The 21,929-nt window shown below is 58.3% G+C and carries 13 protein-coding genes and 10 pseudogenes; 9 read left to right on the top strand and 14 right to left on the bottom strand.

The features are described 5' to 3' along the window. Window positions 1–151: 151 nt before the first annotated feature. The 3 genes and pseudogenes from NKJ08_RS33515 to nifH form a co-directional block, all read right to left on the bottom strand. Window positions 152–1,387, bottom strand: a complete 1,236-nt coding sequence (locus tag NKJ08_RS33515; protein WP_352785407.1) for an ATP-grasp domain-containing protein — start codon at window positions 1,385–1,387, stop codon at window positions 152–154. 257 nt (window positions 1,388–1,644) lie between these two features. Next, window positions 1,645–2,481, bottom strand: a complete 837-nt coding sequence (locus NKJ08_RS33520) for a hypothetical protein (RefSeq protein ID WP_352785410.1) — start codon at window positions 2,479–2,481, stop codon at window positions 1,645–1,647. Between the two features lie 20 nt (window positions 2,482–2,501). Beyond that, window positions 2,502–2,623 (bottom strand): annotated as a pseudogene (gene nifH, locus NKJ08_RS39145) (nitrogenase reductase); the annotation flags it as partial. A 998-nt stretch (window positions 2,624–3,621) separates the two neighbouring features. On the opposite strand from nifH, the gene NKJ08_RS39150 reads away from it, so the two are divergent. From NKJ08_RS39150 to NKJ08_RS33535, 4 genes and pseudogenes are all read left to right on the top strand, one after another. Then, complete coding sequence (locus tag NKJ08_RS39150) at window positions 3,622–4,326, top strand: reverse transcriptase domain-containing protein (RefSeq protein WP_502906371.1); 705 nt, start codon at window positions 3,622–3,624, stop codon at window positions 4,324–4,326. After that, a pseudogene (locus tag NKJ08_RS39155) lies at window positions 4,260–4,886 on the top strand (IS256 family transposase); the annotation flags it as partial. The gene NKJ08_RS39150 and the pseudogene NKJ08_RS39155, both read left to right, overlap by 67 nt. Window positions 4,887–5,012: 126 nt before the next feature. Beyond that, window positions 5,013–5,194 (top strand): annotated as a pseudogene (locus tag NKJ08_RS33530) (IS256 family transposase); the annotation flags it as partial. 284 nt (window positions 5,195–5,478) lie between these two features. Continuing rightward, a pseudogene (locus tag NKJ08_RS33535) lies at window positions 5,479–5,654 on the top strand (tyrosine-type recombinase/integrase); the annotation flags it as partial. 68 nt (window positions 5,655–5,722) lie between these two features. Here the strand turns inward: NKJ08_RS33535 and NKJ08_RS33540 are convergent. From NKJ08_RS33540 to NKJ08_RS33555, 4 genes and pseudogenes are all read right to left on the bottom strand, one after another. Beyond that, window positions 5,723–6,964, bottom strand: coding sequence for an ATP-grasp domain-containing protein (locus tag NKJ08_RS33540; protein WP_352785413.1), 1,242 nt, complete (start codon window positions 6,962–6,964; stop codon window positions 5,723–5,725). A gap of 299 nt (window positions 6,965–7,263) precedes the next feature. Further along, on the bottom strand, window positions 7,264–7,488 hold the full coding sequence (locus NKJ08_RS33545; RefSeq protein WP_352785416.1) for a radical SAM protein: 225 nt from the start codon (window positions 7,486–7,488) through the stop codon (window positions 7,264–7,266). A gap of 884 nt (window positions 7,489–8,372) precedes the next feature. Continuing rightward, window positions 8,373–9,014: a hypothetical protein gene (locus NKJ08_RS33550; RefSeq protein ID WP_352785440.1), complete on the bottom strand. Its 642-nt coding sequence runs from the start codon at window positions 9,012–9,014 to the stop codon at window positions 8,373–8,375. A 57-nt stretch (window positions 9,015–9,071) separates the two neighbouring features. Beyond that, a pseudogene (locus tag NKJ08_RS33555) lies at window positions 9,072–9,208 on the bottom strand (transposase DNA-binding-containing protein); the annotation flags it as partial. A gap of 885 nt (window positions 9,209–10,093) precedes the next feature. Here NKJ08_RS33555 and NKJ08_RS33560 point away from each other — a divergent pair. Beyond that, window positions 10,094–11,536 carry an amidase gene (locus tag NKJ08_RS33560; RefSeq protein ID WP_352785419.1) on the top strand — a complete coding sequence of 481 codons (1,443 nt, stop codon included), beginning with the start codon at window positions 10,094–10,096 and terminating at the stop codon, window positions 11,534–11,536. A 606-nt stretch (window positions 11,537–12,142) separates the two neighbouring features. On the opposite strand, the pseudogene NKJ08_RS33565 reads toward NKJ08_RS33560, so the two are convergent. The 3 pseudogenes from NKJ08_RS33565 to NKJ08_RS33575 all read right to left on the bottom strand — a co-directional run. After that, window positions 12,143–12,294, bottom strand: a pseudogene (locus NKJ08_RS33565) (transposase); the annotation flags it as partial. 41 nt (window positions 12,295–12,335) lie between these two features. Beyond that, window positions 12,336–13,535: pseudogene (locus NKJ08_RS33570) on the bottom strand (IS256 family transposase). 57 nt (window positions 13,536–13,592) lie between these two features. Further along, a pseudogene (locus NKJ08_RS33575) lies at window positions 13,593–13,727 on the bottom strand (transposase); the annotation flags it as partial. A gap of 4 nt (window positions 13,728–13,731) precedes the next feature. Between NKJ08_RS33575 and NKJ08_RS33580 the strand changes: the two are divergent. Next, window positions 13,732–13,915: pseudogene (locus tag NKJ08_RS33580) on the top strand (transposase); the annotation flags it as partial. A gap of 167 nt (window positions 13,916–14,082) precedes the next feature. Here the strand turns inward: NKJ08_RS33580 and NKJ08_RS33585 are convergent. Continuing rightward, window positions 14,083–14,892, bottom strand: coding sequence for an IclR family transcriptional regulator (locus NKJ08_RS33585; RefSeq protein WP_352785422.1), 810 nt, complete (start codon window positions 14,890–14,892; stop codon window positions 14,083–14,085). A gap of 669 nt (window positions 14,893–15,561) precedes the next feature. Between NKJ08_RS33585 and NKJ08_RS33590 the strand changes: the two genes are divergently transcribed. After that, window positions 15,562–16,149, top strand: coding sequence for an aspartate/glutamate racemase family protein (locus NKJ08_RS33590; RefSeq protein WP_352785425.1), 588 nt, complete (start codon window positions 15,562–15,564; stop codon window positions 16,147–16,149). A gap of 589 nt (window positions 16,150–16,738) precedes the next feature. On the opposite strand, the gene NKJ08_RS33595 is transcribed toward NKJ08_RS33590, so the two are convergent. From NKJ08_RS33595 to NKJ08_RS39160, 3 genes and pseudogenes are all read right to left on the bottom strand, one after another. After that, window positions 16,739–17,842, bottom strand: coding sequence for a D-alanine--D-alanine ligase family protein (locus tag NKJ08_RS33595; protein WP_352785428.1), 1,104 nt, complete (start codon window positions 17,840–17,842; stop codon window positions 16,739–16,741). 122 nt (window positions 17,843–17,964) lie between these two features. After that, window positions 17,965–18,420 carry an aspartate 1-decarboxylase gene (gene panD, locus NKJ08_RS33600; protein ID WP_352785431.1) on the bottom strand — a complete coding sequence of 152 codons (456 nt, stop codon included), beginning with the start codon at window positions 18,418–18,420 and terminating at the stop codon, window positions 17,965–17,967. Window positions 18,421–19,204: 784 nt separating this feature from the next. Next, window positions 19,205–19,432 (bottom strand): annotated as a pseudogene (locus NKJ08_RS39160) (hypothetical protein); the annotation flags it as partial. Between the two features lie 136 nt (window positions 19,433–19,568). Here NKJ08_RS39160 and NKJ08_RS33605 point away from each other — a divergent pair. Together NKJ08_RS33605 and NKJ08_RS33610 are read left to right on the top strand one after the other, a co-directional pair. After that, the gene (locus NKJ08_RS33605; RefSeq protein ID WP_352785434.1) at window positions 19,569–20,699 is read left to right on the top strand and encodes a DmpA family aminopeptidase; all 1,131 of its coding nucleotides are present in this window, start codon (window positions 19,569–19,571) and stop codon (window positions 20,697–20,699) included. Further along, a complete protein-coding gene (locus tag NKJ08_RS33610) occupies window positions 20,696–21,604 on the top strand; it encodes a MurR/RpiR family transcriptional regulator (RefSeq protein WP_352785437.1) in 909 nt (302 codons plus the stop codon). Before NKJ08_RS33605 ends, NKJ08_RS33610 begins: the two co-directional genes overlap by 4 nt. Window positions 21,605–21,929 lie beyond the last annotated feature (325 nt).

Below are 21,929 nucleotides of genomic sequence, written 5' to 3' on the forward strand. Positions count from 1 at the left end.
TGTCAAGTCGTTGAGCAACATGTCACGCGACATCCTGGTAAATTATTGACTTTCTCGGACTGCGATGCCAGCGCACCGCCAATAACCCGCGCCGGGATCGGCATTATTAAACTGTGAAATGCGCCGGTGCGGAGGAGTAGGCGACCGCAGATTATTCCTGTTCGCCCGGGGTCGGTGCGATCGACCAACTAATTAAGTCGACGGCACGCTGAAGTATGGCCGCAGTCTGAGCACGGCTGGGTGAAGTGGCAATGACATGTCCGATGCGGTCTCGGTAGTCGCCTTTCCTGACGATCGGCGTCTTAGGTTTAATGTACAATTTCACCTCGGCGACACCTGGTACAGCAGCGGCCCGGCTGACGCCACCGATCCAATCGAGGATGCCATCGCTATCAGCATCGAGGCACTGCGAGGCAGCAACCCGCGAATGCCTCCTGCGCAAGTCCCATTCCTCGCCGATGACAAGTTTGATGTGCTCAGTGATGAGATCAATCCCGTAAGCCGCTTGAACCAGCCGCGGACTGGTCCCACCCGCAAGCCGCGGATTGACTTCAATGACAACTGGGCCACGCTTCGTCCACCGAAGTTCAACAGTCGTTGGCCCCCAGCCAAGACCAAGAGCTGGCAAACAGCTCAGCGAAACATCGGCGATACGCCTATGCTCGTCACCAGTCAGGGGGGCCGGGCAGGTCAAATGACGAAAGACGAAATGCGGCGGGGGGCCGAAGTCGCCGGCCTCAATTCCAATGACCTCATTTCCCATTATGTCAGCGCCATAGAATGGCCCCTGTGCGAATTCTTCGACCAGTATCCTCGGCGAAGACCGCCATATGTGTTTCCCGCCCAACAGGTAACACGTGTGTTCGGCCAACTCATCAACATTGCGGCACAGTCGGACACCGATGCTGCCGCTGCCGACGGCTGGCTTGAGAACCACTGGCAGGCCGATCTGTGCGGCAGAACTTTCTACTTCCGTCGCATTCGCTGCCAAGCGATAAGCAGGTATTGGAACGCCGGCCTCCGCGAGGAGCTGACGTTGAACGAATTTGTCAAAGCATCGTTCGATCGATGCGGGGTCCGGTCCCGGTAGATTGAAATGCCGGCAGAGCTTGCCAACTGTCGCATAGATCGACTCATCGTCGCCCGAAAAGCCAGTAATGCCAGCAATGCCACAGGTCTCACGCAGCCGGTTACATTCGCGGATCAGCGCGTCGAGATCGTCTGTATCGACACGGATTGCCTCAAGCCTTTCCTCTGCAAGATAGTCGTACTGGGTTGGCTTGGCCGACAGGGTAATTGGATTGAGCCCAAGATGCCGGGCCGCTTTCACGTATAGCAAACCAATACTCCTATGGCCTTCAACCATGATGAGCGCTCTTTTTGCCATTGCTACTAACCCTCCGTTGCAATGCTGTGTGGCGTCTGATCGGGAACAGGCATCAGCTATTTACCCGTGCCTGACCTCCGCATTGAATGTACCATTGTCAGTGAACTGCGGTTGCAAAGATTCAGCAAAGTATTTTGAAGGATTCGTTGCGACGTTTTGGTCACCAGTGGTGTGGCACGGAGCGCCTTTTGAATCTCGGAGGGGTGCGAACGCAATCAACGTAGGTAGTGGGTTGTGAGCAGTTGTCCATGACCGGTTCAGAGCGCTTCGCGTGACGGTGCGGAGATGTAGCAGGACGCGTAGATATAGCCGGTCGTACGCTCTAGGCGATCCTCCATACCGAGTTTGGCCATAGCTTTCAGTATTGCCTGCCGTTCCGTTGGTGTGGAGAAGCGGCGCTGGCGTTGTCTAAACCGGTCTGCGACCTTGGTTTCCAAGGCGAAACCCCGAAGAGCTGCGGCGATGTCGTCATAGCTGAAGGGATGCATCACAAAGGCGACGACCCACGGGCGTGACGTCGCCGAGGCCTCATACACGCGTGCAAAGGTCCGCTCCGTTGCATAACCCACACAGCCCGTGCTGATGATGATGTCCGCACCCGCGAGGACGCAACGTTCATTGACGGTCAAGTCACGGGTTTCCAAATCCGCCGTGATGCCCGCCTCCAGTAACCCCATATTCTTTGCATATCTAACAGCCCGGAATGATGGATCCACGCCGACGAACTGAATGTCATCACGGAGGCCGCGATCGCGGAAGAAAGCGCGATGCTCGATCTCCTGTCGGCGCGAGAGCGATCCGCTGGCTTTCAGATAGGCAGCATACAGATCGTCGAGATCGAGATCGGTGCGCAGTAAAGCAGCGTTGACACCATAGGAACAACCGATATCGATGATCTTCAACCTAGACTTGTTTCGAACGCGTCGATAGTCCGCGAAAATCCTTTCGAAGACTGGCTCGGCCCGATCTGGAATCATATAGTCCAGGGCCAAATGCGCGCGAAAATAGGCATGCGGCCACTTGCGATTATAGGCTGCCGTGAAATCGGGCTTCGTTCCCTGAATGCTGCCGCGCACTGCACTTATTGGCGCCACTGTCCACCTCGTTGCCCGTGCCTTGGCTCGCAGCCGACGATCAAGACAGTTCTGCCTGAAGCTGACAGAGCGGCAAGCGTATTTTGGGAGGTGTGGATTTACCGATAGCCCCACCGAATGCGATCTGGCGCGGACCTGACATGCTGCTTCTTCCTTCCTTCCATCGATTGCGATATGACCCACGACATGAATTATCGGCTGGCAGCCTCTGCCGCCTCGTGACGATGGGTCTCAAAAGTCGTGCCAACTGCGCAGAAAGAGCCGCAGAAATAATATTCTGCTTACTCATCAAAGATTTAAATGAGAGCTCCGCAGGAAGCCAATCCGAACACTACCGTGTCTCATACCCGACAACCCGACAGCTATCGATGGCCCGGGGTGCTTTCTGGGAAGTGGTTGGAATTGAAAGTTGGCGAAGTCTCCGGGGTGTCAAACCTCGAAGCATCCGGCCTTCCGGTGCCGGACAGGAGACTACGCCATGGAGCGCCAGGAAGCTGGCGTGTTTCCAGCCGGTGTAAGTCCGGCCCGGGTAAGGGGTAGCGCCCGCCCGGTAGTGAGTGTTGCGGCCGTGTCGGCGACGACACGGGTCGAAGCGTACACAGCAAGCGGGTGGGGTGTGGGAATGAACCACCAAATTAGTGATATCGCAGAGGCCGAGGTCGTCATGGCCGCCGAAGGCAATATGTGCGGCACCGCTATGCGAGGTGCTGACGCTCTGCCGAGGTCTAAGGCCACATCACGCCCGCAAGGAACACGTTGGAACCTGGGAGATCTCCTGTCCGGCCGGGTGGCGATAGCCGTGTCGGTCCGCATCGGGAAGGCGAGGAGCTGAAGCCGATGATGAACGGACAGGAGAAGTCTGACTCCGGCATAGTAGCCGTGAAGCCGACGAACAAAGCCGGGCGACCGGTGGCGGAGTTGGTGGAGCCAAGGCCGGAGACCAAGGGGAACGCGGAACAGCAACGCATGCACCGGACACAGAGCCGGGCTCGCATGTCCCAGTCGCTGGATCGCGTACGGCAAGCCGCAAGGCTGAGGAAGAAGGAACGGTTCACCGCGCTCTTCCACCATATCAATGTCGACACGCTTCGGACGGCATTCTACGCGCTTAAGCGCAAGGCCGCTCCCGGGGTGGATGGCATGACGTGGCAGGACTACGAGACAGACCTTGAGCCTCGGCTCAGGGATCTGCACAGACGGGTTCATAGGGGAGCGTACCGACCGCAACCGTCTCGCCGGACGTTTATACCGAAGGCGGATGGAAGGCAGCGGCCGCTGGCGATTTCCGCCCTGGAAGACAAGATCGTTCAGGGTGCGACCGTCATGGTGCTCAATGCCATCTATGAAGGCGACTTCTGTGGTTTCTCCTACGGGTTCCGACCCGGACGAGGGCCGCACGATGCGTTGGACGCCCTGTGCGTGGCGATCGACAAGCGGAAGGTGAACTGGATTTTGGACGCCGATATCCAGAACTTTTTCGGGAGCGTCAGCCAGAATTGGCTCGTACGCTTCCTGGAACACAGGATCGGCGACAAGCGCATCATCCGCCTGATTCAGAAATGGTTGAAGGCGGGCATCCTCGAAGACGGGATCGTGACTGTGGATGACAGGGGAACGGGTCAAGGCTCGGTGATTTCGCCGCTTCTGGCCAACATCTACCTGCACTACGTCTTCGACCTGTGGGCTCAGCGCTGGCGACAGCGCGAGGCCACCGGCGACATGATCATCGTGCGCTATGCCGATGATTTGATCGTCGGCTTCGAGCATGAGGGCGCGCCCGTCGCCAGGTTCTGGGCGTGGAGCTGGCCAACCGGGAGAGCCATTCGAGCTGGCGCGAGTTCGTGACGGGGCTCAAGAATCGCGGGCTCGCCGGCGTCGAGTTCGTCGTCTCCGACGACCATCCGGGGCTCAGGGCGGCAATCCGCGAAGTGCTGCCCGAAGCGGTCTGGCAGCGCTGCTACGTGCACTTCCTCAGAAACGCGCTCGACTACGTGCCGCGCAAGGTCGACGACGATTGCCTGATGGAGCTCAGATGGTTCTACGACCGGCGCGACCTTGCCGAGGTCAAACGCGACCTGGCGCAGTGGATCGCCAAATGGCAGGCCAAATACCCGAAGCTGGTCAACTGGGTGGAAGATAACATCGAGGAGACGCTGAGCTTCTATCGGCTGCCGCTAGCTCACCACAAGCACATGAAGTCGACGAACATGCTGAAGCGGCTGAACCAGGAGATCAAGCGGCGCACCCTGGTCGTTCGCATCTTCCCCAACCCGCGGAGCTGTCTGCGGCTGGTTCGGGCATTGGCGGTGGAGATCCACGAGAACTGGCTCGAGGCGACCCGCTATCTCAACATGGATCATCTGCGCGAGCACAAGAAGGAGAGCCTGAGGGCCTTGGCCGCCTGAGCACCGTCATGTGTCCGCCGCTCCGCTAAACACGGGGGCTGCGCGGCGGACACGCCGACGTCACCGCAATGCCACGCCATTTTGCAGAACTTGACGCACACAACTGCGCGCAGTGATGAGACCCCCGGTGTCGCCGGCCACCGCCACGGCAGCCGGACGCATACGCTAACGGGGACTTTCGGCACCAAGATCACTGTTCCGCGGGCGCGCCTCGAGGCCGGCGAGGACAAGACGGTGGAATGGAAGAGCAAGGCCCTGCACGCCTATCAGCGGCGCACGGTGGCCCCAACGCACTGATCGCGTCGAGCTAACTGGCGGGCACGACCGCGCGACGCGTCCGTTTCGGCCGGTGCATAAAAGTCGTTGGCCGCCTATGAGGTGCGGGCGGTGTCGACGGCGCGCAAGCTCGTTGAATCCGCTGCGGGATGGAACGGTCTGCACGGCATCTTGCGCGCTTCGGGCTGAAGGTCGGCAAGACGACACCACACAGCTTTAGAGTCGTCCTTAAAATTGGAATCGAAGGCATTGAAATAACCCGCTGACGCGGGACAGGGAGTGTTTGGAGGAGTAGCCCCTGAGACGCGCCTGATAGGCGAAGATTCCCGAGCGAATTTCCTTCCCGCACGCCGCGCAAGCTGCCAGCGATATTGAGCGCAGACGAGGTGGTGCGCTTTCTCGAGGGCGGTGCCATCACTGAAGGGACGCACCGCGTTGATCACCGCCTATGCCGCAGGCCTGCGCGCATCAGAGGTGGTAAGCCTGAAGGTTGGCTGTTTCGCAAACGCGGCGACAAGCTGGCACCAACTGCGCTGGTGCAGGGCAGTAGGGACTGCAGATTATTCCTGTTCGCCCGGGGTCGGAAAAGGTGCGATCGACCAATTAATTAAGTCGACGGCACGCTGCAGTATTGCCGCAGTCTGAGCACGGCTGGGTGAAGTGGCAATGACATGTCCGATGCGGTCTCGGTAGTCGCCCTTCCTGACGATCGGCATCTTGGGTTTAACGTACAATTTGACCTCGGCGACACCTGGTACGGCAGCCGCCCGATCGCCGCCATCGATCCAATCGAGGGTGCCATCGCAATCAGGAATCAGGTTCCGCGCGGCCACAGTCTGCGAATGCCTTTTGCGCAAATCCCATTCCTCGCCGATGACAAGCTTGAGGTGCTCGGTGGCGAGATCGACACCATAAGCCAGCTGAATCAGTTTAGGATCACCACCACCCGGCATACGCGGATTGACTTCAATGACGACTGGACCGCGGTTCATCCACCGGAATTCAATGCAGGTTGGCCCCCAGCCAAGGCCGAGAGCTGGCAAACAGCTCAACGAAACATCAGTGATGCGTTTATCCGCGTCATCAGTCAGCGGGGCCGGAAAGGTGTATTCACGAAAGACGAAATGCGGTGGAGGGCCAAACTCAGCGGCGGCAATAGCAATGACCTCATTTCCCATTATGTTAGCGCAGTAGTGTGGACCTTGTGCGAATTCTTCGACCAGTATCCTTGGCGAAGACCGCCACGGGTGCTTCCCTCCCAACAGATAGGTTGTATGTTCGGCTAGCTCGTCGACGTTGCGGCACAGTCGAACACCGAAGCTGCCAATGCCTACGGCTGGCTTAACTATCACCGGCAGGCCGATCTCTGCGGCTGAGCGTTCTACATCCGTCGCCGTCTCGGCCAAGCGATAAGCCGGTATTGGAACGCCGGCCTCTGCAAGGAGCTGACGTTGAAGGAATTTGTCGCAGCACCGTTCAATCGATGACGGGTTCGGTCCCGGTAGATCGAAATGCCGGCAGAGCTTGCCAACTGTCGCAGAGACCGACTCGTCGTCGCCCGCAAAGCCAGTAATGCCGGCAATGTCATAGCTCTCACGCAACCGGGAACATTCGCGGATCAGCGCATCGAGATCGCCTGTATCGATACGGATTGCCTCGATCCCGTTCCCCGCAAGATAGTCGTATTGAGTTGGATTCGCCGCCAGGATAATTGGATAAAGACCAAGACGCTGGGCCGCTTGGACGTATAGCGGACCATTACCCCTTGATCCTTCCACCATAATGAGCGCTCTTTTTGCCATTGCCATTGACCTCCGTTGCGTGCTGTGTGACGGTTCGAGCCTAAATCGGCATCTACTTTTTTCGGCCGTGCCTGACTCAGACCTTGCCGTGAGCGTATCTTCGTCAGCGATTTGCGGTCGCAAAGATCCTGTAAACTTATTTGAAGGATCTGTTGCAACGGTTGGATTTGGACGTGAAGAAAGTTGGCGAGCTGCTTGTCAGGCCGTAAATCGGCAAAACGCGGCGCCAGGGAGGAACTCGGATTGGAGGCTCACCTCGCCTGTCGGTTTGCGCCATTTCTGCGAGCCAGTGCATCTCACTAATCAGTGCGATAACGGCCCAGCTGCACTCCCCACTGGTCGCGCGGGTTGGCCGGGAGATGGTCCATCAGCGATCCTTTCCCAGGAAACAAGCAGAACATGTGCGAATGGCCGCCGAGATCGACGAGGCGCTGCACCACCGGCAGGTCGACCTCGGTTGCACCCATGTCGACGATGATATGGGCGCCGAACTTCTGCGGCCCGAATACGTGGGTGGCGCCCATCAGTACTTTCCAGTACTTCTTCCAGCTGTGCGGCGACTGTACGCCGCTTCACGGGGTTGCGATCGAACAGCTCAGGTGTCGCGGCATCGAGCGCCACCGTGAAGGTGTCCGATCCCATCTCTCGTAACCGATCACGTCCGCCCGCATCATGGTGGTTGGGTTAGACAGGATCGAGATCGGGATCGACGAAGGGTAGATGCGGTCACTCCACTTCTTCAGCATGCGTATTTGGGGTCATGTGTTCTTTGCATTGCAAGGGGAGTTGATGACGATCTGAACAGAACGGTGTACCCCTCCGGTGAGGCTTTCAATTACCCACATCGTCGGCTTGATCCAATGGAGATGCCGAAGGCGATGTCGTGCAAGCGGGTCATGCCGCGCCAGCATGTTTGCGGGCGAGATAGCCGCCAAGCATGGCGATTGCAGCAGGTAGGCGGCGAGCGTGGCCGTTGGACGCGTGGTCGCGTTCGGGACGCGTCGATCTGGTCGAGCGCAGTGATCTCGGCGACGGTGAGAACGCTGGCGGGCGCGGCGTCTGGCTTGGCACGCGCCGACATAGTGACGAAGAATATGCGCCAACTGACCACCGCGATGAGGGCGAGGAACTTGGCCAGCCTCTCGGCGGTCTCGAGCCTTGCCTCCTCCGCACGGCAGCCGGACTTCATGACCTTGTGGAAACCTCTGCCTTCCAGCGCAGGGCGTACCAGCCGAGCTTTTCGGCCGCTACGGAGAGATCTTCGACCAGCAAGTTGGTCACCAGCTTCCAGTCGATCGGCTCGCGACCGGGCGGCGGGTCCTCTTCGAGGGCGTGGATGTAAGTCAGAACCTGCGGACTGTAGCGCTTTTGCTTGCCACGGGCGGCAAGGTGTTGATGGCGGCGAACTTCACCTGCAGCCGGGTCGCCTCGTTCTGATCGACCGTAATGCGATGACGTCCCGCCCAAGGCGCCGCCGCAAGTTGGCGAAGACGCGATGAGCAGGATCGTGCGGGGCAGCATCGGCAGGCCGCTCGGCCAGCCTGTTCGTCTGCACCCGCACGAGGAAGCTGGTACCGAGGTCCTGCGCGGTGCAATAGAGCTCGTAGATATCGCTCTCCCGGTCACCCACATGCACGCAGCGCTCGGGCGCGCCAACGAGCGCGATGGACTGGCGCAGGTTCTCCAGCCAGCGGTAGCTCTCTTTCGTCTCGATCGGGGCGCGCGTGGGATTGATGTGCCGCTTGAGCGCGAGCGTTCCCTTGAACTTCGTTCGTGTCCAGAATTTCACCGCCGTCAGACCGAGGGGTATGCCGGTGAGGGTGACGGCCAAGCTCGAATGCATCAGCATCCCGCATAAGGTCAGCACGTTCGGCTGCCCAGCCTTGTAGCGCCCGGCGTTGATGGTCTTGGTGAAGCCGATTTTGCCCGGCTGCGCGCGGCCGTAGATAAATTCGGTCGTGTCCTGTAGGATAAGGATCGGACCTTCGCTCGCCGCGACGCGCGCCGCGGTCGCGGCGAAATGGCCGGCGAGAACGCCATGTTCGGTCACACGCGGGTTGTCAAAGAAGCGGTAGGCCGCCTCCGCCGCCCAGTCGCCGCAGGCCGCCGGGATTGGCTTGCCGCAGCTGACAGCTGATCCAGCAACCGTTGCAGCCGACGGGCCAGACGCTTGTCGGGAAGGGCCGCCACAGAAAGCTCTTCCTCCTGCCAAGCGGCTTCGCCGCTGCTGGTCTTGTCTCGCATCCGTGACGCCTCCGTGATTCGGCGTCAGAGACAGAATCACGGCAGATTCATACGCGGCAATAGGGCCGCCGACGATGTGGGTAATTGAAAGCCGGTGAGGCCCGGTGAGGCCCGGTGAGGGCCGCCTTGCTGACGGTGGCCCAGAACTTCACCGATCTCACCCAACGAGGCGCCGCCACGCACCATCTCTGAGGCGAGCCCATGTCGGAACTGATGCGTTCCCCATTGTGCGAGCGTCGATCCCAGCCCTTTTGAGTGAGCGTCGGATGACGGCACGCAATTGCGCAAGCGACACCCCACCATCACAGAAGCGGAAATTGAGAAAATCTCGGGCGACCGCGCTATTTGTTGGCGCGAGCGCACGATCGGCGGCCAAAGCTTGGAGATAAGAGGGCTCTTCGACATTATTGGTTTTTCTACGGAGCCAGAATGCTATCGCTGAAGAGAGAAAGGTCGAGTACGACCTGTCGCCCGCCAATGGCTAGGAAAACCTGGCAGCCTCAGCGCGACAAATCGAACGCACCAACACATTCCTGCCCACCGCGGGGCAGCATCATCTCGAGATCATTTCGGAACACGGGCGACAGGCCTCGGAATCGGCAGTCTTGCATTCAACGGGGCGTCCACAAATGTCCCAATAATGCACGGTGGCCGTAACCTCCCCCAGGCGCTCGCTCGCAATCGCTTAGGGAATCTGAGAACGCGTCGATGACAACTCAGCTTCACTTGACAGGCGTTCATGCTACTGTCACATTGCGCAACATAGTTGCATTAATTGCAACACATGCCGGAGAAGTGGATTGATGTCCAGAGTTGAACGCCACAATTCGTAGTCGCGCGTGGGCGTGCTGTCGCTCGACCAGCAAACGGAGAAAGATTGCTGAAATGAAGCTAAGTGAGTACGTAGAGTACGATGCGACCGGTTTGGCCTCCCTCGTGAGCGCTGGCGAAGTGACTGCTCTGGAACTTGCGCGTTTGGCCCGCGAGGCACACGACAAGGTCAATCCCCGCATCAACGCCGTGATCGAATTTTACGAAGATGCTGAGACCGTTGCCGGCGCGAATGGAGGGCTCTTCCATGGCGTGCCTTTCCTTCGCAAGGATATTGGGGCCAGCGAAGCTGGCCGCCTCCAGGAAAATGGAAGCCGTCTTTTCAAAGGCTGCCGCTCCGACACGGACAGCTATTTTTTTCGTCGCGCGCGCGAGGCCGGGCTTCGCACTCTAGGCAGAACAACGACGCCCGAGCTTGGATCTACAGTGATGACGGAATCAATTCTCAATGGCATCACCGGCAATCCATGGAATTTGGACCGCTCGGCGGGAGGCTCCTCAGGGGGAGCAGCAGCGGCGGTGGCCGCCGGCATCACTCCGATTGCGCATGGCAGTGACGGTGGCGGGTCAACTCGCATACCGGCGTCCTGGTGCGGCCTTGTCGGACTGAACCCGTCCCGAGGACGTGTTTCCGGTGGCCCGAACAGGCAGGACGCGGGTTCTGGTCTCAGCCGCGACTTTGTTCTATGTCGGACTGTGCGCGACATGGCAGCCGCCTTGGATGTCTTTTCTGGTCCCCATCCCGGCGATCCATTCATCATCGTCCAGCCGAACCGTTCCTATGTGGAGGAGCTCTCACAGCCCACGGGCGGTCTGCGGGTTGGGGTCTCGAGAACGAGTTGGGGCGTGATCGACCTCGAGCCTGAAGTGCTGCATGCCGTCGAATCGACGGCGACGCTCCTCGAGGAGATGGGGCACAGAGTAATGGACATCGAGCCGATATATGAACCGGCCGAGTACAGCAAGTTTGACTCCGCCGCGACGACCGCTATTTGGCTCGAAGAAGCGGCGCGAGCCATGGGTCGCACGATTAGCTCCGACACCTTGGAGCCGGTCATGCTTAAACGGTATCGATATGGCCGCGATTTGCCCCTTTCCCATACGCGGGACGTCCAGGAGGGCCTCCGTAGAATGCGTTTCCGCGTGGGCGAGGCGATCAATGCCTTCGATATTCTGCTCACCCCCACGATGCCAATCGTGGCCGTGCCGCATGGTGGGATCTATTCTGCGACCAACCCGGAGGTCTCCGTAGAGGAATACGTGGAGGCGGATACTGCGATTTGTCAGTATACGGGTGTCTTCAATGTCACCGGACAACCTTCGGTGTCTTTGCCTTTGGCACAAAGCGCAACGGGGCTGCCGATCGGTATACAGATTGTTGGCCGCTTTGGCGACGAGGCCACACTGGTCCGTGTCGCACGCGATCTGGAGGAGGCCAGACCGTGGCGCCACAGGCGACCAAGAGTTCAAGCGGGAGAGCATGAGCGGCATCAGTGAAACTGCTATCCGCGACCTAATGGAATCTGGAGGGTTATGTGAGTCGCATCGGTCGTCGCGGCGAGCTCGAGCGACCTCACATAAGCCGGATTGAAGTAGGCGCGGGTGGTTAGCCGCTGTTCTGGAGATAGTAGGGCACGCTGTTTGACGACGATAGCGAATTCGTCGCGTGCAGCGGTGGCACGACCCAATCTTTGGCTTGATCCGGCGACCTTCGCGAGCAGCTTGCGGGACGATCGGCGGCGATATTTGCGCTCTCAATGCCCGCTGTCGGTCTTTCGGTGTGGCCAGGGCCGAGCTGTGTAGCGCGCCGACGCGACGCTTGGTTCCGCACGCATATAAGGGGTGCGGATTGTCGAAGTTCATGATGTGTATGCACCAGAAAGATGATGGCCGGCGCGGCGAAACAGGCGCAACGGTGATTCCTGTCCTGCGCATGGGACGCTGGCAGTCGGGGCATTCGTGGGATTGCCCGTGCTGGGATTTGTCAGGCTGGGGTTTCCCGCCTGCTGGTGATGGCTAGTGGAGGAGCTGCCTACAGAGACCGATATGATCCCGTCGTTGGTTATTGGCGGAGAAAGCCTAAGTGACGCATGCGGTGGCGGCGGGAAGCACGTGAAGAAGAAAGCGCCGGTTGAACTCGCGCGGGTCAAGGCGCATGATCTTCTCACGGTCGCGGCCATTGCCCCGGTAGTTCTTCCATCGGAAGGCAACATGTCGTCATCGGCCTCGACGATGCGGCTGTTAGCGATGGCCACACAAGGGACTGTCAGGAATTCTGTGCGCGAGGCCGGTCTCGTCATTGGCTGACGAACCTCTCGCCGAAGACAACGGCGAACTGGGTCTTGGCCTCGAACCATTCGCGCGGCGGTCGTTTCCATTCCTCAGCCGCATGGTTCAGGACCAGATATAGCAGTTTCATCGCCGCGTCGTCACTCGGGAAGTGTCCGCGGGTGCGGACGGCGCGGCGCAGCTTGGAATTCAACGCCTCAATTGCATTCGTCGTGTAGATGATCCGGCGCACGCTTTCTGGGAAGGCGAAGAACGGCACGACGTGCTGCCAGTTGCGCCGCCAGCTCTGAGTGATCGCGGGATATCGCTGGCCCCAGTAGCCGGCCTCGAATTCCTCCAGGGCCTTCATGCCGGCTTCGGCCTCCTTGGCCCGGTAGATCGCGCAGCGCCGGCACGACGGGCTTGCGGTCCTTCCACGACACGAACTCCAGGGAATGGCGGATCAGGTGCACGATGCAGGTTTGAACCACGGTTTGGGGGAAGACGGCGTTGATCGCCTCGGGAAAACCCTTTAGGCCATCGACGACGGCGATCAAGACGTCGGCGACGCCACGACTCTTCAACTCGTTCATGACGCGCAGCCAGAACTTGGCGCCCTCGGTCTGCTCGATCCAGATGCCGAGGATCTCCTTCGTGCCATCCGGCAGGATGCCGAGCGCGATGTAGACGGCCTTGTTCCTGACGAAGCCCTCGTCCCTGATCTTGACCCGGATGGCATCGAAGAAGACGAGCGGATAGACCACATCCAGCGGGCGATTCTGCCACTCTGCCACTTCCTCCAGGACAGAGTCGGTGACGGCCGAGATCAGGTCCGGCGACACGTCTATGCCGTAGAGCTCCTCCAGGTGGCCGCGGATCTCGCGCACCGTCATGCCGCGCGCATACATGGAGATGATCTTCTCGTCGAAGTCTGGGAAGCGGCGCTGATATTTCGCGATCAGCTTCGGATCGAAGGTTCCGGCACGGTCGCGCGGGATCGTCAACGTCATCTTCGATGTGCCCGTCAGCACCGATTTCCGCGAATGGCCATTGCGGCGATTGGCGTTGCCGTCGGCCTGCTCCTCATCGAGGTGCTCGTCCAGTTCGGCGTTCAGAATCCGCTCCGAAAGCGCCTTCTTCAGATCGTCGAGCAGCCCGTCTCTGGCGAAAACCTCATTCGGATCGCGACCCGCAAGCAGTTGGTCCAGAGTTCCTTCTCAATAGCCATGTGATGATTCTCTCCTTTCCATCATCATGGCCTCGCGCACAGAATTCCTGACAGTCCCGCCACACAATGGGTGTAACGACCGAGATAGGCGAGCACCTGGTCCGGGCCGCCGAACGGTGGCTTCGCATAAACGACCCATTCGACGCGGCGAGCACGCGCGAGATGGCGGGTGAACGCCTCGTCGTCGGCCAGGCCATCACATCATCCCCATGTCCCATTGCGTCGTGCACGGCGGGGGTCTCTCGCCCGACAGGTCAGGGTGGGTCGCTTGCCGGCCGGGCTTCTTTCTGCCCGTGCGCGTGCTGCCACGCCTGTTTCGGCGGCTGTTTCTGACGGCCCTTGCCGACGCCTTCGCTCACGGTAAACTCCGCTTCTCCAACAACCCACCCATCTCAACGATGGCGGCCTTCACCCCAGTCCGTCAGTGTAGAGTGTAGAGTTCCTTGGGAGTCGTTAGGGCTGCAACGCTCGCCAGAGCAAATTGCAGATTCTGAGCAGGGTCCGTCGGGAGCAGACGCAATTCCGCCTGGGCATCTTCCTTTGCTGATCATTTCGGCTGAGCACCGTCATATCCCAGACGCCGGGAGATAGTCCCCGCCGCTTTCATGACAACAGGCGCCAGCTGCCCTTCATTATGCTGAGTAAAATGAAAAACCGGCATTGTAACCGCAATTGCGGCCGCAACTCTCCCCCTGCCATCGTGGATGACAGCCGCAATGGAAACGATCTCAGGAATGAACTCGCCCACATTCAGCGCGTATCCTCGCTCGCGAGTGCAGCGCAGCTCACGTTCGAGCGCGCTCGCCTCAGTAATCGTCCGATCCGTATACTTTTCAAGGCCGAGCGCCAAAACCTCTTTCAGGATTGAGCCCGGCATCTGCGATAGCATGGCTTTTCCACTCGCCGTGCAGTGCGCTGGGTTGCGGCGCCCTGGCGCCGCGATGTGCTTGATCGACCCGGGGCCAAGCACATGCTCGACGTTGATAGCCTCAGTCTTGTTCCAAAGACTGAGCGAGGCCGTTTCTCTCGTGCTCTCGGCAAGTTCCTCGAGATAGGGTCGCGCCACACGGACCACATCACGTTCGGCAAGAAGTCTGCTCGCCAGCGCGATAAGCTCAACTCCTAGCACAAAGCGTCCTGTCTCTTCGTCGCGCTCGACGAATCTGTTATGTTCCAGGGTCGCCAGCGTCCTCGAAACCGAGCTTACATGCTTTCCTAGCCGGCGCGCGATCTCATTTACGCCGATCGGTCTTTCACTCGCGCCGATAACCTTCAGCAGATTCAATGCGCGTTGCACGGTCGTAACGTCACCAGGGGCTCGGTCCCGACCGCTTGGGGAATCTTTGCCAGAACTCATCGATGATACCTCAGCTTCACTTGACAGGCGTTCATGCACCTGTCACATTATGCAACACAGTTGCGATAACTGCAACACTTCGAAGAAATCAATTGGTGTCCAGACGTGAACCGCTTCGGTCACAACAAGTTTGCGAATGGGGGGCCCGCGAACCCGCTTTGTCCCGAGCTTGACATGCGAATCCAGTTTCGGGGACGCTCGTCTGGCTGAAAGCACAGATCATGGCCCAAAGCAGGGTGTCCCCCTTTTCGTGTGACTGCAGCTGCAGATCGCATCGCGTTTCAGCCTTCAACCAGTGAAACGCCTTTGTGACAAGGTATGGCGCGAAAATACTGAGCCGAGCTCCGCACACGCTCCACCGTGATTAATCAAAAGGATCGTTATCGTGCATCATATCGGAGGATAGATAATGGATATGAAGAACGAGGCAACGGAATGGCGCCGCCATCTCCACCGACACTCGGAACTCAACCACACTGTACAACACGGTGAATTTCGAGCGCGACCGTGATTGTTATGCGAAATCTAACTTGATAGGGTTTTTTCATGAGTTCGCGAGCCAGCGGTGTGTTGGGAATACTTGAGCTGGACGACGGTCTTCCGCCGTCTCGGACGGCGCTTGTTGCGCGAGAAGGGTCACTCCTAAATCCAGGGACATTTAACCGACCATTGATTACTGAAGTCGTCAAAGGAGCATTTGCGGATATTGTCATTCGCGGTGATGCATCCCTCGACGTGGCGTGCGTGGAAGCAGCCCGGCGCTTAGTGAAACGAGGTGCCAGCGTAATCTCCGCTGATTGTGGTTTCTTCATCCGCCATCAGGCAACGCTCTCTGCGGCCGTTGATGTGCCTGTCGTAACCTCAAGCCTGCTGCTTATTCCGGCTCTTCTGCGCCAGTTGGCACCCCAACAGATCTTGGCTGTAGTATCGGCTGACTCTCGGTACTGCACAGTTGACTTGTTCGGAATCGAAAACCCTACGGATTGGGCGCGAGTGGTCGTCGGCGGGATCGAGGAAGGCCAGTACCTTCAAAATGCGCTGACACGGCCATTTGTCCAAACAGACATCGAGCAAATCGAGCAAGAGGTCGGCGCCTGTATCGAGCAACTCCGAACTCGGCATCCTAGCATAGCGATGTTGCTACTCGAATGCACAGGGTTTCCTTGTGTCGCGGCCGCCGTCCGCCGCAGAACCCGGCTGCCTGTCTACGACATTACAGACCTATGTCGGCTGACGCTGGCGACCCATTTTACATAATTCATGCTCTCCCCGTCACCATGCGTGTTTCAGAAATCGCGGACGCCCATTCCGGCACGGGCCAAGTGGCTCATGATCAGATCGAAAGATCGAAATACTGTGTGGGACCTTCGATCAGCCTGCTCAGGGTTGCCCAGCTCCTCGACCCGGAAGCCGAGCCGATTAATCCTAACGTCGAGATGCAGAGCGGCTCCGCCAATCCAGGCTCGCAGAACTTCCAAAGCCGAACCTGAAGCTCCGAAGTGGGTACCGGCTTGAGCTTGAACCTCTTGTAGCCGGCTCAGTGCCAGGAAGAAGTCCGTTCAGAACGTATACTCAACAGAGTGGCGGAGCTGAGTTCCTTCCTGGGGATGGGCCATGAAGAAAGTTGCGCAACCATGCGAGGTCAAGTGACGAGTAACCGCATCGAGCCCAGTTCCATCCATAGGCGTCTGCCTTGACCACAGCCGCAACACTAGCTCCAGGGCAAAGAGTTCGACTCATTGAAGTTCCGGGCAAGATTGCCGAGCTCGATCGCTATCTTGAACGAATAGCAATGGAGCATTGGTCTTCTCCACTAATAGCGACTTCCGTGAGGCAAAAATGGTAACTAGGATGCCACTGTTGGTGGCAGTCCATAGCGGATGCGGCTTGTCTCGACCTTACGAGTCTCTTCTCGGTGCCGTTGATACATCTCATTGGAGGCAGCTAGCCGAATGATGTGGCAGAGGTCGAAGCCGGCTTTTGCGAGCATTTTGGGAAAGATACTTCCTGCCGTCAGCCCCGGGACCACATTCACTTCAAAGAAGTAAACACCTTGCTGCTCTTCAACGATGAAATCGAGGCGCCCGAATGTGTGGAGCTTGAACTCCCTAGCAATCCGCGTGGAAATCGAGGCAATACGAGTTTGAAGGGTGTTCTCTACGTCGTGGAATTCAACAGAGTAGCTGCCCTTCTGCGTCTTCTGATCATACCCGAGGAAGCCCGAGGGATTGTTGATCCGCGCGACCGGAAGCGCCGTAATCTCACAGCGGTCGATTAAGACGCCGCAGGTGTATTCTGTTCCAACAATTCGCTGCTGGACCAGAAATGAGGGGTCATACGGAGCGATCCGTTCGGAATAGGAACGGAGGCCGTCCTCCGAGAGCTCGTCTGTGCACTCGGTTAGGAAGGATCCTCCGAGCGTGTTCGGTTTGAGGACACACGGGCCAGCAAGATGCAGCAGGGCCTCTTCGATGCCGGCTTCGAGATTGCCTTGGGAGACGTGGACCATCGGAATGGGAGTCAACTCAGGGCAAAGTCGATTGGCAACTACGCCTTGCAGATATTTATCTGCTGAGAGCATGGCCGCAGTCTTGTCACCAAAGCTACCTGGAATGTCGTGGAATTGGGCAAGAGCCTGCATTTGGCCATCCTCTCCGTCTTGGCCTTGAAGAAGTGAAAAGACGAAAAGGCCATCGCTCTTGAGTAAGTGAGCGAGAGACGCAAGCGGATGCGTCTCGGCGCGAGCTGCGAACTCGTCGTGCTTGGGAAGGCAACCCCCTTCCAGCACGAGCCTGAGTAGGTCGCCAAATCGGGAGATGTAGTAGATGGAAGCCGGTGAAATATCGGCGTTGGGAGCATTGTTGAGGACGTCAGCGACGTAATTATACATCGCAATCGACCAGTCGTGCTCAACGGACCGGCCGCCATAGATGAACGCCAATTGCATCATAGATTGCCCTTCGGAATGAGTTGCAGGTCAGCTTTATGGTTAGGCGCGGAAGCGAAGAGCCTCTGGACTAAATAGGACTGGTTCTGCGGTATTCCTCAGGGCCAGTCCGACGGCGTGAGCCATCAGCGATTGGCCCGACTCGGGACGTTCCAGGCGTTGCCCCTAGGAGGACCCTCGCGAACGGCGAACGTGATCGTTCCATCATCCCTGACCTCAGCATCGTAGAACATGCGTTCGCGGATAGAATTGTCTCGGTTGAAGGTCAGCACTCGCGGTTTCATCTCTGCGATCTGATGCTTCTCAACATATACGGAGGAGCAAATGATTAACTCGTCTCCGACTTGGCAGGTGCGAGCAGCGGCCCCGTTCAGCACACAGCAACGAGAACCCCTCTCACCGTAAATGACATATGTGCTGATTCGCGCGCCCGAAGCCTTGTTCCAGATTTCAACGAATTCTAGCGGAAAAATACCTGCCTCGTCGCAGTGATCTGGATCCAGAGTTATTGAGCCGTGGTAGTTCAGATCCGCGTCAGTGGCGGTGATGCCATGAAGCTTTGCGGCAATGACTTTTCTCATCTACGGTCACCCTCATTTTTGATTATGCGGCCTCAGTCTCTGGGTTTTGATCGATGCGCTGCGATGCTCGAAGAGCGGCGGAAGGGATCGGTAAGTCACCCCGGTCACCGAGCCGTGGTCAGTGCGGAAAGCCGTCGCGGCTCTGGCCACGGGAGTACGTACCGAGGAGCAGACGGCAGAAGGACCAGCCGCAAATAGTTCTCTCGAAGACCGGCTAGGGCCTGAGTTGCACCGGTGCTGTTGCGATGGGTCTAGCGCATTGACGCCCGCTGAACCTGTTTTCCGGCCCAACGCAACTGGTCCCGACGGAGATCGCGGCCCTCGTATCGCCAGCGGCAGGATACAGTCAAGCGCAGGTTGGGTCCGCATGAGGCGTGCCCCCTCCCATTCAACGGGCATTTGACGTAGAGCCGACATGTAGCTCTCCTTTCGTCGTTCCGTTCATCGCAGTGACGCGCGACATGGATGCCGGTCGGCCGTTTCCGCCGGCTCGTAACGAAGGTCGCAAGCATCGCGCCAATTTGGCTTATCGAGCGAAGAAAGACTTTTGTGATTGGATTTCAGCTATTTAGTTGCAGGCAGAAAGGGATTGGCTCGACAGGCCGGTGTCGCGAACTCTACAAACCTGACAGAAGGCATGGCTCTATACGTTGACGTCATACAGCGGAAGGAAGTTAGGGATGTCAGCCTGTCGGTCGAATTGAGAGACTGCCTCTCCCACATCAGATTTTTTGTTCCCTTGACACAGCAGTGAGTCTGTGCCCCCCCCAGGCATCACCGGCTACAAACCGCTGCGGCGTGATCGGCGATCGCGGCTTGAGGAACTTAAGACCGGCGACGGCCGCGCGCTGCGACGCCGCCTAGATTCCCCCTCGCGTCGAAGGTGGTCCTCCCCATCGGGGCGCGGTACCCTGAGCATCGCGCACACGCGCGGCCTCACCCCGCTTATAGGCGAGCAACGCGCGCACCAGCGCCTCGCCATCGATCTTATCGCCTTGGCACGACGACGTCGATCTGCACGGCCTCGCGATCATGTTATAAACATATCATTAGGTAAACAATATTATTTACCTATCATTCGCGGGGTATACTCGCTAGATAATGCGAAACAACCCCACCATAACAGCCACGTCAAATGAGGATATCTAATGGAACCCATTCAGCGCTTTGCGTCCGAAGCTTCAGCAAAGCCGCGGGCACGCGACCTGGGAATGGCGTTTTCCGGAAACACTGGCGTCTTCAATGCCATTACCGATGTTGCCGGCGTCGAGGTAGGCTATTCGACCGTGATCAGCGACTCGTCAACCTCTGGCAAAGGACCGGCACGCACTGGAGTCACTACAATACTTCCACGAGGTCGCTCAGGCTCTTCAAAGGCTCCCGTTTGGGCCGGCTTTCATTCGCTGAATGGAAATGGTGAAATGACCGGTACGCACTGGATTAAGGAGGCTGGTTATTTCACGGGACCTATCGGCATCACTAACACCCACAGCCTTGGAACAGTCCATCAGTCGATCCTGCAATGGATGATCGAGAAGCCCGAGGCCGGTGAGGGAGCCTATAAGTTCATGTTGCCCGTGGTGGGCGAAACATGCGATGCCTACCTCAACGACATGGACGCCTTCCATGTTACATCCGCTCATGTAATGGAGGCTCTCGACCGCGCTTCCAGCGGCCCCTTGGCCGAGGGGAACGTTGGCGGCGGAACTGGGATGATCTGCTTCGAGTTCAAAGGAGGCACGGGAACGTCGTCCCGCGTGATAGAAATGCTCGGTGCGAGTTATACCGTCGGGTGCCTTGTACAAGCGAACTTTGGCGTTCGTCCGCTGTTGAAAATTCTCGGCGTACCCGTTGGTGAACACCTCACCTCGAATCGACTCTGGGCCGGCGAGCATGGTTCGATTATCGCCGTAGTGGCCACCGATGCACCCCTCATGCCCACCCAGTTGGAACGACTCGCGCGACGTGCCGGACTCGGCATCGGCCGCACCGGAACAGCGTCTGGAGACGGATCCGGCGATCTGTGCCTTGCCTTTTCAACGGCAAATCAAACCATGAGTGAGTCGACGGTCGCGCCTGCAATCGGCAATCTCGCTTTCCTGCCGAACAACAGGCTCGACACACTGTTTGAGGCGACGGCGCAATCCGTGGAGGAGGCAATCATCAATGCGATGGTGGCGGCTGAGCCCATGGTGGGGCGCGAGGACAGGCTTGTTGCAGCTATCGAGCACGATGCCGTAAAGGAGGTTATGCGTAACTATGGACGACTGAACGCATGATACGAACGGAAGCGCCCCAGCCAGCGCCGAGCACCTTCCCCTTCGTCGAGAAGATCAAGGAGCGGCAAGCAACATTCTCGCGGGCGGAAAGCGCCATCGCGGCATATCTCGTCTCGCATCTCCGAGAGATTCCGTTCGAGACCGCAGCCTCGATCTCGAGCAAGCTCAAGGTCAGCCCGATGACTGTGGGGCGCTTCCTGCGTTCACTCGGCTATGAGAATCTCGCCGTTCTTAAGGAGGAATTGGGCAGCACCATTCATCAGATCGCTTGGCTAGTGGGAGAGAGATATGAGCGCATCACTTCGGCAGAGCGTTCGAAAAGTGCGAATGACAGTGCGGCTCACGATCTTTCTGGAAGTCTTGATTTGGAATTGAAGGCTATCATCAGCACCTACGAGTTGGCGCGCACTGCACGCTTCAGCCAGGTTGCAGAGATGATCGGCAAGGCTGATCGCGTCTATGTTGCTGGCTTTCAGAGCGTAAGAGGCCTAGCTATGGATTTTGCCCAGCGTCTCGAATATGCTCGCCCGCGTGTCCGCTTCATGGATGGCGGCAGCGGTACCTACGGCGAACTGTTCGCGGACGACGCCGGAAAGCCGGTTCTCATCGTCGTGGATGTCCGTCGCTATGCGAAGCAGGCCATGCTCTTGGCCCGGCAGGCCTCACAAGCCAACGTCGATCTTGTTATAGTCACGGATTCCGTTTGCTACTGGGCGCAAGAACGTACCAACAATGTTTTTCCAGTTGACACGGACGTCGATATGTTCTGGGAGAGTAATGCGCCGGTGACGACCTTTCTCGGCCTTCTCGTGGACGAAGTAATCCGCCGTTTGGGACCTTTTGTCAAGAAACGCGGTGAGCGGCTTCAAAAGCTGCAGGACAACTTTGGAAGTTTTGCGAATTGACCGTTACAACGTGGTGTCATTCAAGTTCACCACCTCGTATGCTTCCGACCCGACTGAGTCGGAAGCAGAGATATAAAGGCGTCTAACAAGGTCTTTCCGATCCCGCCATGAACGCCATGAAACTCGCACCCAAAGTCATCCGACGGGCCCGGTACCATTTCATTCGGTGCAACGGCATGAGAAGTTCGACCTTTCGAACCTGAACATTTCACAGTTTGATAATGCCGATGCCGGCGCGGGTTATTGGCGGTGCGCTGGCATCGCAGTCCGAGAAAGTCAATAATTTACCAGGATGTCGCGTGACATGTTGCTCAACGACTTGACA

It is taken from the genome of Mesorhizobium sp. M0244 (assembly GCF_040321795.1).
Classification (GTDB): Bacteria; Pseudomonadota; Alphaproteobacteria; order Rhizobiales; family Rhizobiaceae; genus Mesorhizobium.